10 protein-coding genes are annotated in these 13,186 nt (G+C 65.2%); 7 read left to right on the top strand and 3 right to left on the bottom strand.

What is annotated here, in order from left to right:
• Positions 1–86 precede the first annotated feature (86 nt).
• From hflK (BGP85_RS04030) to BGP85_RS04045, 4 genes are read left to right on the top strand one after another with little or no spacing between them, the layout of a single operon-like run.
• Entirely contained in the window at positions 87–2,066 is a 1,980-nt protein-coding gene (gene hflK, locus BGP85_RS04030) for a protease modulator HflK (RefSeq protein WP_103447567.1), read from the top strand.
• Positions 2,063–3,079 (top strand): protease modulator HflC, encoded by a 1,017-nt coding sequence (gene hflC, locus BGP85_RS04035; protein WP_103447566.1) that lies wholly within the window; start codon positions 2,063–2,065, stop codon positions 3,077–3,079. The genes hflK (BGP85_RS04030) and hflC overlap by 4 nt, the downstream gene beginning before the upstream one ends.
• Positions 3,066–4,106: a protease modulator HflK gene (hflK, locus tag BGP85_RS04040; RefSeq protein WP_103447565.1), complete on the top strand. Its 1,041-nt coding sequence runs from the start codon at positions 3,066–3,068 to the stop codon at positions 4,104–4,106. The genes hflC and hflK (BGP85_RS04040) overlap by 14 nt, the downstream gene beginning before the upstream one ends.
• Before the next feature lie 37 nt (positions 4,107–4,143).
• Positions 4,144–6,108: a heavy metal translocating P-type ATPase gene (locus tag BGP85_RS04045; protein WP_103447564.1), complete on the top strand. Its 1,965-nt coding sequence runs from the start codon at positions 4,144–4,146 to the stop codon at positions 6,106–6,108.
• Here BGP85_RS04045 and mtlD read toward each other — a convergent pair.
• Positions 6,105–8,279: a bifunctional mannitol-1-phosphate dehydrogenase/phosphatase gene (mtlD, locus tag BGP85_RS04050; RefSeq protein WP_103447563.1), complete on the bottom strand. Its 2,175-nt coding sequence runs from the start codon at positions 8,277–8,279 to the stop codon at positions 6,105–6,107. The genes BGP85_RS04045 and mtlD overlap by 4 nt on opposite strands.
• A 493-nt stretch (positions 8,280–8,772) precedes the next feature.
• Here mtlD and BGP85_RS04055 point away from each other — a divergent pair, with 493 nt between their 5' ends.
• Positions 8,773–10,398 carry a methyl-accepting chemotaxis protein gene (locus BGP85_RS04055; protein WP_103447562.1) on the top strand — a complete coding sequence of 542 codons (1,626 nt, stop codon included), beginning with the start codon at positions 8,773–8,775 and terminating at the stop codon, positions 10,396–10,398.
• 3 nt (positions 10,399–10,401) lie between these two features.
• Here BGP85_RS04055 and BGP85_RS04060 read toward each other — a convergent pair whose 3' ends face one another.
• Together BGP85_RS04060 and BGP85_RS04065 are read right to left on the bottom strand one after the other, a co-directional pair.
• Positions 10,402–10,698: a DUF3144 domain-containing protein gene (locus tag BGP85_RS04060; RefSeq protein WP_103447561.1), complete on the bottom strand. Its 297-nt coding sequence runs from the start codon at positions 10,696–10,698 to the stop codon at positions 10,402–10,404.
• An 83-nt stretch (positions 10,699–10,781) separates the two neighbouring features.
• A complete protein-coding gene (locus BGP85_RS04065) occupies positions 10,782–11,633 on the bottom strand; it encodes a GGDEF domain-containing protein (RefSeq protein ID WP_103448264.1) in 852 nt (283 codons plus the stop codon).
• Between the two features lie 119 nt (positions 11,634–11,752).
• On the opposite strand from BGP85_RS04065, the gene BGP85_RS04070 reads away from it, so the two are divergent.
• Together BGP85_RS04070 and BGP85_RS04075 are read left to right on the top strand one after the other, a co-directional pair.
• Positions 11,753–12,241 carry an isochorismatase family protein gene (locus tag BGP85_RS04070; RefSeq protein ID WP_103447560.1) on the top strand — a complete coding sequence of 163 codons (489 nt, stop codon included), beginning with the start codon at positions 11,753–11,755 and terminating at the stop codon, positions 12,239–12,241.
• An 88-nt stretch (positions 12,242–12,329) separates the two neighbouring features.
• Entirely contained in the window at positions 12,330–13,094 is a 765-nt protein-coding gene (locus BGP85_RS04075) for a hypothetical protein (RefSeq protein WP_103447559.1), read from the top strand.
• Positions 13,095–13,186 lie beyond the last annotated feature (92 nt).

Consider the following 13,186-nt stretch of genomic DNA (forward strand, 5'->3'; position numbering starts at 1 on the left):
CGTTATAACGTTACGCCGCTCGTCGCCGGTGGCCGTCAGCTCGTTCGGCTCATGACTTGCGAAGCCTGGTATTTCATGGAGTCTTAATGACAGTCGATCTAGACACTGAGGCCGCCGACCTCGATGGTTACCCCCGTTTTCACCATGCGCTGGTCCATACGCGCAAGCTGAAGCAGCTGATGTACCTGGCGCTGGCAGTTGCTGTGCTGCTGGCGCTGCTGCAAGGGCTGATCGGGATATTCAGCCCTGACTCCTACTGGCTGGTCCTGCTCGCCGTCAACGGCGCCGTGCTGCTCCTGTTAGCGGGCGCCGCGCAGTCGGCCTGGCAGGTGGCCAGCTGGCGTGCGATTGCCATGGGCCAGGTGCCCGTCCCGTTGCTGTTCTCACGCGCTGGCGAAGAAACCGTCGAGCCTGGGTCGCTCAGCCGTTTCGATCGCTGGTGCCGGCAGGTCGCCGATGCCTGCCGGCGGCAATGGCGCAGGCTTGGCGCAGAAACGCCCTTGCTCATTGGCCTGGCGTGCCTGGCACTGCTGCTGGTCAAAGGTGCTTGGCGCTTCGACCTGCCGACAGCGTCGGTGGCAGGGCAGGTGACGTGGATTGCCATCGGCCTGTTGGCCGTTTTTGCGTTTTGCCTGGTCGTGCTCGAGCGCCACCTGATGGCTGAAAGCGAGGCGACCTGGCCCGAGGCCGCGGCGCTTGCCGCCATCTTGCGGCTGGTCATTGCCGTGCAAGTGCTGACCATTGCCTGCCTGGTCAGTATTGATGGCGAGCGGCTGTGGCCGGCCCGCCTGGCAGTGCTGATCGGCCTGTTACCTGGCCTGGCAGCGCTCGAACTGCTGGCCCGGGCAGTATTGGCGATGTTCCGCCCCTCGCGCCCACATGAAGAGCCGGCGTTGGTGGCGCGCAGCCTGGCGGGCGACTTCCTGCAATGGCCACCGCGGCCATTGGCCGTGCTGCAGGACGAACTGCATGAACGCCTGGGCATCGACCTGCGCCAGGTATGGGCGTTCGCCTTCATGCGGCGGGCGTTCCTGCCGGTGGCGGCGCTGGTGGCGCTGGTCGGTTGGCTGCTGACGGGCATTGTCGAGGTGCCGACCAACAACCGTGGTGTCTACGAACGCTTTGGCAACCCCGTGTCGGTGTACCCGCCAGGCCTGCATGTCGGTTTGCCCTGGCCCTTTGGCAAAGTACTGACAGTGGACAACAGCATCATCCATGAATTGGCAACGACCACGGCCGAGGGTATCAGCGAACCGCTGGCAGCTGCCGACGGTGCCCCACCGACCACCGCCAACCGGCTGTGGGACGCCACTCACCTGAGCGAGAACTCGCAAGTGATTGCCGGTGCCGATGGCGGGCGTCAGGGGTTCCAGATCGTCAACATGGATGTGCGCTTCATCTACCGCATCGGCCTGAGCGACGCGGCCGCCTTGGCCGCGGCCTATCACACGGCCAACGTCGAGCAGCTGCTGCGCAGCGTTGCCAATCGCGTGCTGGTCCATGACTTCGCCGGCCGCTCGCTGGATGGTCTGCTGGGCGCTGAACGTGCCGAGCTCGGCCGTGACATCGGACGTGCAGTGCAGGCGGACCTCGACCGCATGGATACCGGAGTGGAGCTGTTGGCGACCTCGGTGGAGGCGATCCACCCGCCCGCCGGCGCAGCCAATGCCTACCATGCCGTGCAGGCTGCGCAGATCACCGCCCAGGCGCTGGTTGCCCGTGACCGTGGGCAGGCCGCGCAGAAGCTTGACGAAGCCCGCCAGAGCGCCACGTCTTTGACCGACAAGGCCACCGCCGACGCCCATGAAACCCAGACCAAGGCCGACACCGCCGCGTTGCGCTTCGATGCCGAGCACACCGCCTGGCTGCACGCAGGCCAGGCGTTCATCCTCGAACAGTACCTGGAGCGCCTGTCCCAAGGCATGGCGCAGGCGAGCAGCCTGATCATCGATCACCGGCTGGCGGCGAACCAGGCGCCGACTCTGGACCTGCGCAGCTTTGCAGCGCCTATCGACCCATCGCAATCAAAACCCGCATCCGGCCGTACCCAGGAGCGTAACCCGTGAGTTCCCATACTGCACATGGTCATGACCACGAACACGAACACGACCACGACCACAATCACGACCATGCCGATAATCACGGTCGTGCCCGTCCCGCCTGGCTGCGTGTCGGGGTGGCGCTGCTGCTGGTCCTGATCATGGTCGCGACGGCCTGCCTCGTGCAGGTTCGTGTCGGCGAAGCTACCGTCATCACACGCTTTGGCAACCCGTCACGGGTACTGATCGAGCCCGGGCTCAACTGGCGCTGGCCCGTGCCGTTCGAGGCCGCGGTACCGGTCGACCTGCGCTTGCGCACCACCTCAAGCGGGCTGCAGGATGTCGGCACGCGGGATGGCCTGCGCATCATCGTCCAGGCCTATGTCGCCTGGCAGGTGGCGGCCGATCCGCAGAGCATCCAGCTGTTCATGCGCGCGGTGCAGAACCAGCCCGACGAGGCGGCGCGGCAGATCCGCACCCTGGTGGGCTCGGCCCTGGAAACCACGGCCAGCGGTTTCGAGCTGGCCGACCTGGTCAACGTCGATGCCAGCCGGGTACGCATCGACGGCTTCGAGCAACGCCTGCGTGAGCAGATTGAGCAGCAACTGATCAACAGCTATGGGGTGCGGGTGGTGCAAGTGGGCATCGAGCGCCTGACCTTGCCCAAGGTCACCCTCGAAGCCACCGTTGACCGCATGCGCGCCGAACGCGAGACCATCGCCACCGAGCGCACGGCCGAAGGCAAGCGCAAGGCGGCGGAGATCCAGTCGGCGGCCGAGCGTGATGCCCGTATCCTGCAGGCCGATGCCGGTGTGAAAGCCGCGCAGATCCAGGCGCAATCGCAGGTGCAGGCGGCGGACATCTACGGCAAGGCCTATGCCGGTGCGCCGCAGCTGTACACCTTGCTGCGCTCGCTCGACACCCTCGGCTCGGTCATCAACCCCGGCACCAAGCTGGTGTTGCGCACCGACGCTGCGCCGTTCCGTGCCCTGGTAGAGGGGCCTGTGCTGCCAGCGGGGGCTGACCATGGCCAGCCGTGAGCCGTTGTCGGCCAGGCTGCCCGCCGGCCCCTGGCTGCAATCGGGGCGCATCGGCTTTATAGCGCTGTACGTGGTGGCATTGTTGGCGGCGCTGGGCTGGCTGTTTGGCAATGTGCGTCAGATAGGCCCGGAAAACCGTGCGGTGGTCTTGCGCCTGGGGGCCGAGGAGCGCATCCAGAATGCCGGCTTGTTGCTGGCTTGGCCTGAGCCCTTCGAGCAAGTGGTGATGTTGCCCTCGGCAGCGCGGGTGACCGAACGCCAGGTGGAGTTGCTGCTGCGCTCGGCGCTTGCGCAGAAATCCGACAAGGACGGCACCCTGGCCAGCGATGCCACCGCAGGTTCCGGCTATCTGCTGACCGGCGATGCCGGGGCCGTGCAGTTGGACGTGCGAGTGTTCTACACGGTGAGCGACCCCTACGCCTACGCGCGCCAGGGGCAACATGTGCAACCCGCGCTGGACCGCCTGGTGGAACGTAACGCCGTGCAGATCTGCGCCTCGCGCGACATGGATGCCATCCTGGTCGCACGCCCGGAGCTGGTCGGTGGCGATGCCCGTCTGGCCGATCAACGCGAGCGGCTGCGCGGTGACCTGCAGCAAGGCATCAATGGCAGCCTGGCCCGGTTGCAGTCGGCTGGCGCCAGCCTGGGCATCGAGGTGGTGCGGGTCGACATCCAGTCTTCGCTGCCGTGGTCGGCGGTCAGCGCGTTCAACGCGGTGCTCACTGCCAGTCAGCAAGCCGAGCAGGCGGTCGCCAAAGCCCGTAATGATGCTGCGCGCCAATTGCAGCAGGCCACCCAGGCCGCCGACCGCACCGTGCAGGTGGCCCAGGCCGAAGCCAGCGAGCGCTTGTCCCGCGCCCAGGCCGCCACCGCGACGATCGTCGGCCTGACCCAGCAGCAAGATCCGCAGTTGCTGCTGCGCCTCTACCGCGAGCGGGTGCCGGCGATCCTGGCGCGTGCCGGGTCGGTCACCACCGTCAACAAAGATGACGCCGGGCACATGATCCTGCAGGGCCCTGCGCAATGACTACGATGCCTTTTTCCCAGTTCTGGAGCTGCTCGCGATGAGTACTCATCACTGTCATGGCCACGGGCACCATCACCATGCCCACACCCACCTCACGTCCGGCCTGCTGTCCCCGGCCGAGCAGCGCACGGCCGCACGCCAGCTTAGCCTGGCGATGCTGGCTCTCGGGTTACTGGCGCTGGGGCTGGTCTGGCGCTGGCTGGCACCGACCCAGGAAGGGGTCAGCCAGTTGTTGCTGGGCGGCGCCTCGCTGCTGGTGGCCGTTCCGGTGTTACGCTCTGCCTGGTACAGCCTGCTGCACCCCAGCCTGCATGGCCTCACCGATCAGCTGATCGCCCTGGCCATGCTGGGGGCCTGGGCGACCGGCGACCTGGCCACGGCGGCGCTGCTGCCGATCATCATGATCTTTGGCCACATGCTCGAAGAGCGCAGCGTGCTGGGTTCGCAAGAGGCCATTGCCGCGCTGGGGCAACTGACCCGCAGCCATGCGCGGCTGATCGACGCCGATGGCCAGGTGCGCGAGGTCGATAACGCCAGCCTCAAGCCAGGCGACCAGGTCGAGGTGCGCGCCGGTGATCGTGTACCCGCTGACGGCCGCGTCCTGCAAGGCCAGGCCAGCCTGGATACCGCGCCGATCACCGGCGAAGCGGTGCCGCTGGAAGTGGCCAGTGGCATGGATATCCATGGTGGCTCTATAAACCTGGACGGTCTGTTGCGGGTAGAAGTAACCCGGGTTGGCGATGACTCGACCCTGGGCAAGGTCATCGCCCTGATGCAGCGCGCCGAGCAGGCCAAACCACCGATTACCCGCCTGCTGGAACGCCACGCCGGGCGCTACCTGGTGCTGGTCTTGTTGATTGCCGCGGTGACCTGGTTCATCACCCGCGATGCCCAGGCCATGCTTGCCGTGCTGGTGGCTGCCTGCCCGTGCGCGCTGGTGCTGTCGGCGCCGGCCACGGCAGTGGCCGGCATTGCCGTCGCTGCCCGGCACGGCATCCTGATTCGCGGTTCGGCCTTCCTTGAAGAACTGGCCGACCTGTCTTCACTGGTGATCGACAAGACTGGCACGCTGACCTACGGTGACCTGCGCCTGCGCAGTGTGGTCGGCACTGCCGCGGCAGTGCCCCAGGCCGATATCGTCAACCTCGCGGCCACCCTTGGCGCTGCCAGCAGCCACCCGGTCAGCCGGGCGCTGGCAACGCTGGTGCCCCATGAGCAGCATCTGCCCCTGCTGGACATTCACGAGCGCCAGGGCTTTGGCGTGGTGGCACACACGGCCGAGGGTGAAGCGGCCCTCGGGCGCCCGGAGCTGTTCCGCCAACTGGGCATGCAGGTGCCGCCCGTGCCCGAGCATGACGGCCCGATTGCCGGCCTGGCGCTGAACGGGCAGTTCCTCGCCTGGCTGCTGCTGGCCGACAACGTGCGGGCAGAGTCTGCCGAGGCCATGCAGCAGCTGCGCGAACTCGGCCTGCAGCGCCAGTTGCTACTGACCGGTGACCGCAGCCGTGTCGCAGAAGCCATTGCCGAGCAGGTCGGCATGACGCGCGTGGTGGCTGAAGCGCTGCCGGAAGACAAGATGCACCACGTCAACCAGGAACTGCAGTTGGGCTTCCGCCCGCTGGTGGTGGGGGATGGCATCAATGACTCGCTGGCGCTGAAGGCCGGTGTGGTCGGGGTGGCCATGGGCGCCAACGGTGCTGACATTGCCCTGGCCGCAGCAGATATCGTGCTGATCAACGGCGACCTGCGGCGCCTGGCCACCTGCATCCGCCTCAGCCGCGAGTGCCGACGCACGCTCCAGGTGAATGTGTTGATCGGCCTCGGTTGGACCTTGGCGATTGTGGTTGCCGCCGCATTCGGCCTGCTGGGCGCGGCGGGGGCCATGATCGCCGCGCTGCTGCACAACCTCAGCACGCTGTTGGTGCTGACCAACGCCGGGCGCCTGTTGCGCTATGACGAACGGCTCGGGCAGGGCAATCCGGTGCCGGCGCTGCAGCCCTAGCTGAGCACAGCGTCAGGGCCAGGCGCGTGCCTGGCCGCGCCGCTGTTGGCTGCAGGCGCGATGCTCCACTCGGCGCTGTCGCGTTGCTGCAGGCGGCGGAAGTGGGCGGCTATGCTGTCGATAATCGGCGCATCCTCGAGCGGGTCAAGCCCCGGATAGGGCTTGCCGTGGTAATCACCGTCATGGGTCAGTACCGCCTCGACCTGTTCGCCGCTGGCACTGTAGAGCTGCTTCATCAGCTGCGCCTCGCGGTCTTTGCGGGGGTTGCAGCTCAATGCATAGTGAATGGCCAGTGCCGCCCCCAACGCCAAGGCCGGTGTGTCCATGCCGTGCTTGCGGGCCAGGTCGATGCTGCTGAGGATGCGCTCGTTGCGCTGCAGCTTGCGCATCGGATCGCGGCCCACACGGGCGCAGGGGTCCTTGAACGAAGACTTGCAGCGTTCAAGAAACGCATTGGCAAACCGCTCGACCACCTCGGCCATTTGCGGATACTCGGCCACCAGCGCCGGCGCCACTTCCTGGTGAATCAAACGCTCGGCCAGCGCGCTCACGCGGGCGTCGCCCATGCCCTGGCCGACCCAGGTGTAGCCCAGCAGGCTGGCGTACCAGGCGATGATGGCGTGCGGGCCATTCCACAAGCGGTTCTTGATGATCTGGATCTGGGTAATGTCGGTGACGGTTTTCACCTGGCGCAGCCGCTCCAGCAAGTCGCCGCCGCGCTCGACATACAGCGGCATGTCGGGCTCGCTGTTGAACAGCACCAGATGCAACTGGCTCAGGGCATTACTGGACTGGGCGAAAGGCCTGAAGTGGCTGATCAGCCGTTGGTACTCGGCTGTCGGTTTTGCTGGCGCCGGTTCGTTATCAAGGCTGTTCTGGAACATCTGCGACTTGATGCGCAATTGCCGAACCAGCGCATCGTTGCTGATCTTGGAAACGATGCGGCTAACCACGGTTTCGGCGAAGTGGGTCTTTTCCAGTACCTGCTTGCAGATTTCGGGTGCACACAGCAACGCCAACTGAGCCTGTACCTGCCGGCGGACAAACGCGCCGCCGCCGATCTTGTTGAGCACGATCAGCAGGGTCAGCTCGCGACCGCGGCACTCGAAGCGTTGCAGCAAGCCCTTGGCAATGACCTTGGCCTGCTGCTGAATCGCCTGTTCAGGCAGGCTCAGGCCGATGATTTCGGCGGCGTTGTACATGTCGATCACCGCCTGCTCATCGTCCATGTCGATCATGCGCACATTTTCGATGGTCTGGTCGAACGCGCTGGCTCCGTAGCGCACGCTGTAGCGGCCGAACGCGGCGACGGTTTCCCTGAGCGTGCGCGAGCGGCTGGCGGCGATGACTTCGCACGGCCGGGTGTAGCCGTCCCAGTGGGCGAACACCTGGGTCAGGTAGCCACCGCCGATGGCGCCGAAACCATGGATGCCGACACGGAACTGGTTGAGCGAGGCCGGGAAGGGTTCGGCGAACTCCGGCATGCCCAGGTCGGGCACGCACTCGTTCAAGTCGGCGAGGAACCCGTGCATGCTGCGGTAGGCCTTGAGCGCACCCGCCTTGACCTCGGGCGCAGGCGGCTTGATGTCTTCGATCAGGATGGCCTGGCCTTCGGCGCGAATGGCCGAAAGCAGGCCGTTTTCCGAATCTTCGAGCATGAAGCACTGAGCGGGCGCGCAATTGAGTGCGCGGGCAGCGCGCAGGAAGATTTCCGGGTGCGGCTTGCCCTGGCTGACTTCATCGCCACAAACGGTGATGTCGAAGTACTTCAGCACGTTGGCATTGATCAGGTATTCCTCGGCAATCGCACGGCGGCTGGACGTAGCCACCGCCAGGGTCAGGCCCGACTTGCGCAGGCGCTCCAGTACTTCCAGCAAGCCTGGCTTGATCGGCACGCCGTGATTGCGCACGTACTCCAGCTCCAGCTCGTCGGCGCGCTGACGAATCTGCGCATAGGGGAAGTCTTCGCCGTTGTGGGCCTTGGCCAGCGCTTCGGCCTTTTTCGCACTCAGGCCCAGCGAGCCGATCAGCGTCTGCTCGCTCAAGGCTTTGCCGAAGATTTCCAGCGATGCCTGTTTCAACGTCCTGAAACGCAGGCGCTCGGTGTCGAACATCGTGCCATCCATATCGAAAATGGCGCTGAGAATTTTGTTGCCCTGAAACAAGATCATGTAGGTATTGCCCCTTTTTTTGGCGTGTAACACTTCGCCTGCAGCGGCTGAATGGCGAGTCAATGCGTGTCGACTGCGGCATGGGCAGTCAGGTAGGGGGCATGCGATCTACCGGTGGGCGCTCGGGTTTGACCCAGAGGTAGGGTGGTACGGCGCGGGGCGTGCAGAGGAGGGAGAGGAACTTCGAGGCAAGGCGGGCGACTTTGGATTCACGCCCACTGGCTGCAGCTTGGCTGGCAGACAATGGGCGCACAGAGCGATGGATACGTGTGATTCCAAGCATGAGGTGCTTATCTTCCTTATTCGGGTGACTGTCGTTCCTTTTTTACCCTTGCACGTATGCGCAAGCAGATGCAAGGCACCAGCAACATCCGTTCGGTTACCGAACACAAGCCGCATTTGCGCACTCAAGCCTGCCACGGCAACTCCGATAGCTGCTCACCCACCGTCGAAACCTCGACCAGAAGTGGCGCCAACAAGGAGTACTGCCCGCATGTTTGCCGACCTGAAGATCCGTACCGGAATGTTCTGGGTGCTGTTGTTGTTCAGCCTGACCCTGCTGTTTTCCACTGTCAGTGCCTGGCGAGCGGCGCTGGGCAGCGACGAGCAGATCACCGAACTCGACCAGACCGCACACCAGTCGGACCGGCTGAACAACGCGCTGCTGATGGCGATCCGCGCCAGTGCCAACGTGTCTTCGGGCTTCATCGAGCAGCTGGGCGGCCACGACGAGAGCGCGAACAAACGCATGGCGCTGTCGGTCGAGCTGAACGACAAGAGCCAGAAGCTGATCGGTGAGCTGGTCGACAACGCTCGCGAACCGGCGCTGCACGCGGTGGCCAGCGAGCTGCAAGCCACTTTCGGCGAGTACGCCAGGGCGGTCGCCGGGCAGCGCGAAGCCTCGCGTCAACGCTCGCTGGAGCAGTACTTCAAGGTCAACACCGACGCCGGCAACGCCATGGGCCGGCTGCAGGCGTTGCGCCAGCAACTGGTCGCCGCCTTGAGTGAGCGCGGCCAGCAGATCATGCAGGCATCCGACCGTCGCCTGGAGCGTGCGCAACAGCTGAGCCTGGCGCTGTTGGCGGTGACACTGTTGCTCGCCGGCCTGTGCTGGGCCTTCATCGCCCAACGCGTACTGCACCCGTTACGCGAGGCGGGTCGGCATTTCCAGCGCATTGCCGGTGGCGACCTGAGCGTGCCGGTGCAGGCTCAGCAGCGCAACGAGATCGGCCAGCTGTTCCATGAGCTGGAGCGCATGCAACAAAGCCAGCGCGATACCCTGGGCAAGATCAGCAGCTGCACCCGGGAGCTGGCCGACGCGGCGGGCGCACTGAACACGATTACCGAAGAAGGCGCCAACAACCTGCGCCAGCAAGGGCTAGAGCTGGAACAGGCCGCCACCGCCGTCACCGAAATGACCACGGCGGTGGAGGAGGTTGCACGCAATGCGGTCACTACCTCACAGGCGACCCACGAGTCCAATCAGCTGGCAGAGAAAAGCCGTCAGCAAGTCAGCGAAAACATCGACGGCACCCAGGCCATGACCCGCGAGATCCAGACCAGCAGCGGCCATCTGGAGCAGTTGGTGGGGCAGGTCCGAGATATCGGCAAGGTGCTGGAAGTGATCCGTTCGGTGTCCGAGCAGACCAACCTGCTGGCGCTCAACGCGGCCATCGAGGCGGCCCGCGCCGGGGACGCCGGGCGCGGCTTTGCCGTGGTGGCCGATGAAGTGCGCACGCTTGCCTACCGCACCCAGGCCTCGACCCAGGAAATCGAGCAGATGATCGGCCGCGTGCAGCAGGGTACCGAAGCGGCTGTTGCGTCGATGCAGGCCAGCACCAGCCGGGCCCAGTCGACACTCGACATCACCCTGGCATCGGGCCAGGTGCTGGAAGGCATCTACAGCGCCATCGGCGCGATCAACGAGCGCAACCTGGTGATCGCCAGCGCGGCCGAAGAACAGGCACAGGTGGCGCGTGAGGTGGATCGCAACCTGCTGAACATCCGCGAGCTGTCGAGCCACTCGGCGGCGGGTGCACAGCAGACCAGCGAGGCCAGTCAGGCGTTGTCAGGGCTGGTCGGGGAGATGACGGCGCTAGTGGGGCGGTTCAGGGTCTGAAGCTCAGCTGTCTTTGCCCAGTACGTAACGGTCGAACTGCTCGATGTACTCGTCGACGTTGTCTTCCAGCATCATCCGGTACTGCTCGCTGAAGTACTTGAGGATTTCCTCGCGCGCGGCGGCCATTTCGGCGCCGGACTTGAAGTTGCGGGCGCTGAGCCAGGCACTGAAGCGGCTGGCGGCGAAGGTCATCGAGGCGCTGACCTTGCCGATGTCGGCGAGGGTGTCGAGCTGCTGGTTGGCCAGGTCGATGTGCGCATCGGCGCGGTCGTAGAATGCCTGGTCAGTGGCTTGGGTCATGGCGGGATACCTGTGTGGGCCTGTCGTGCGGGCGCGCAGCATGCCACAGCGGGCACCTGCCGGCAGCAATTTCCGGCAGCAGCCTAGCGCGCCACGGAACGGCGCCGCTTGTTGCGGTACATGTCGTCATCGGCGCAGTTGAGCAGGGTGTCGATGTCTGCGCCGTCCTCCGGGTAACAGGCCACGCCGATGCTGCAGGACGGCATGGGCAGTGCACGCTGCTCGCTGGCCAGTGGCATTGCCAGGGCGGCGAGGATCTGGGCCATCTTTTCGGCTACCGCGCCCGCCGAGCTCAAGTCGGTCAGCAGCACGGTGAATTCGTCGCCGCCCATGCGCGCGACGGTGTCCTGCTGGCCGACACAATCCTCCAGGCGCCGCGCGACTTCGCACAGCACCTGGTCACCGATGGCATGCCCGTGTACATCGTTGATGCCCTTGAAGTCATTGATGTCCAGGAACAGCAGGGCAAACGGGCGCCCGTGGCGCAGGGCGCTGGCCAGCCGCTCGTTGAACAGCGAGCGGTTGCACAGCCGGGTCAGCGGGTCATGGTGGGCGAGAAAGCGCAACTGCTGCTCGGCCTGGGTCAGCGCTGTGATGTTGCGCGCCACGCCGATGCGCGCACCCACCTCTTCGGACCAGAAGGCCGACCAGAGGATGTGCACCACACCACCGTCCTTGCGCAGGTAGCGGTTGCGGAAGTCGCTATGCGACTGGCCGTTCATCACCCGCATGATCGACGCTCGTGTGGCGTCCAGGTCTTCGGGGTGCATATAGCGGGTGATCGGGGTGCCGATCAGCTCGTCGGCACGGTAACCGAGCAACGCCTCGCAGGCATTGCTGACGAACACGATGGTGTTGTCCCGGTCGACCACGAACACGGTGTCGAGCATCAGCTGGATCAGCTTCGGGTAAAGTGCTTGCAGGTCAACAGGCATAGGGTCGTCCGCTGCATCGGGCTCGGGCGTGGCCAGCATACACAGAGCAGGGTTGGTTCCACCAGCGGCCATTCAAACAGATATACTCCGCGGCCGTTTTGAGCATTCAGGAGTCGTTCATGCAGCAGGTTCTGCTCATCGTTGATGTCCAGTCCACCTTCAGCCCACCCGAATGGCTGGTAGACGGGATTCGTCTGTTGTCGGCGAGCATTCCGTCGATTGCCTCGATCGAACTGCACGATGAGCAGGTGACGCCGTTCCAGCGCCAGCTCGGCTGGCACCCGGCGGCCGAAGACGAGTGCCTGGTCGAGGTGGACCAGGTGTTCATCAAGCATGGCTATGGCCAGACCGCCGAGACCATCGCCCACATCCGGCAGCTCGGCGTTGAGCGCGTGCTGGTGTGCGGCATGCAGACCGAAACCTGCGTGCTGGCGGCAGGCTTTGCGCTGTTCGATGCCGGGCTTTGCCCGACCCTGGTGACCGACCTGACCGTCGGCTCTTCGCTGGACCGCTCCGGCAAGTTGGGTACCGACCTCTGGAAGCATCACTTTGGCAACGTGACCACCCGTGCCGAGGTGATGGCCGAGGTCGCGCAGTCGCGCGGCTGAGAAAACCGCGAAAAGCCAGCGCGCTTCGTTTAGCATGGGGACGCTGATGCACCTGGCCCCCTTCCTTATCGAAACGCGCTAGCTCCCCATGACTGCCTTTTACCTCAAGTTCCTCATCACCCCCACGCTCATGCTGGCCATCTCGTTGGCAGCCAAGCGCTGGGGCACGCAAATCGGCGGGCTGCTCTCCGGTCTGCCGGTTACATCAGCCTTGGTCGTGTTGTTCCTGAGCCTCGAACAGGGCCCAGGCTTTGCCTTGCAGGCCGTACCTGGGGCATTGGCCGGCCTGGCGGCGGTGCAGGCGACCTACCTGTTCTACTACCGGGTGACGCGGCGGATCGGCGCATTCCCCGGCTGCATCGCCGCGTTGGCGGTTTACGCAGCCATGGCTGCCTTGATGAGCCACCTTGGCTGGGTGGCGCTGTCGGTGGTGGTGACCCTGGTACTGCTCAGCCTGATCATCGTCGTCACCTTGCAACCAGCACCCACTGGCAACGCCAAGGTGGTGCAACTGCCGCGCTGGGTGATCCCGATGCGCATGCTCACGGCCACCGCGCTGCTGGTGGCGATCACCGCCAGTGCCGAATGGCTCGGCCCGGTGGCCAGTGGCCTGCTGGCGCCGATCCCGGTGATTGCCTGGCCGCTGGCGGTGTTCGCCCATGTTCAGGGCGGGCACCATGAGCTGGGCGCGATCGTGCGCGGCAACGCCATCGGCGGCGTCGGCGTGTTGGGTTTCTACCTGACGGTGAACAGCTTCATCGAGCAGTGGGGCACCGTGCCGGCCATTGCTGCCGCCGTGGTGCTGGCCGTGGGCGCCACTTTCGCCCTGGCCAAGCTGCTGGACCGCCGCTGACTTCTGCACCCCAGGCAGGCGCTTGTATCACTCTGTATCAAGGCGCCTGCCGCGCCTACTTGCATACAAAACCTTCGCTCTCCTGATACGCC

The sequence above is a fragment of the Pseudomonas putida genome, assembly GCF_002906855.1.
Classification (GTDB): domain Bacteria; phylum Pseudomonadota; class Gammaproteobacteria; order Pseudomonadales; family Pseudomonadaceae; genus Aquipseudomonas; species Aquipseudomonas putida_N.

Coding starts and splice junctions, on each gene's coding strand:
- BGP85_RS04060 (WP_103447561.1), bottom strand. CDS start 10,698: ATGACCCAAGCCACTGACCAGGCATTCTACGACCGCGCCGATGCGCAC.
- BGP85_RS04075 (WP_103447559.1), top strand. CDS start 12,330: ATGACTGCCTTTTACCTCAAGTTCCTCATCACCCCCACGCTCATGCTG.
- BGP85_RS04065 (WP_103448264.1), bottom strand. CDS start 11,633: ATGCCTGTTGACCTGCAAGCACTTTACCCGAAGCTGATCCAGCTGATG.
- BGP85_RS04045 (WP_103447564.1), top strand. CDS start 4,144: ATGAGTACTCATCACTGTCATGGCCACGGGCACCATCACCATGCCCAC.
- hflK (WP_103447565.1), top strand. CDS start 3,066: ATGGCCAGCCGTGAGCCGTTGTCGGCCAGGCTGCCCGCCGGCCCCTGG.
- BGP85_RS04070 (WP_103447560.1), top strand. CDS start 11,753: ATGCAGCAGGTTCTGCTCATCGTTGATGTCCAGTCCACCTTCAGCCCA.
- mtlD (WP_103447563.1), bottom strand. CDS start 8,279: ATGATCTTGTTTCAGGGCAACAAAATTCTCAGCGCCATTTTCGATATG.
- BGP85_RS04055 (WP_103447562.1), top strand. CDS start 8,773: ATGTTTGCCGACCTGAAGATCCGTACCGGAATGTTCTGGGTGCTGTTG.
- hflK (WP_103447567.1), top strand. CDS start 87: ATGACAGTCGATCTAGACACTGAGGCCGCCGACCTCGATGGTTACCCC.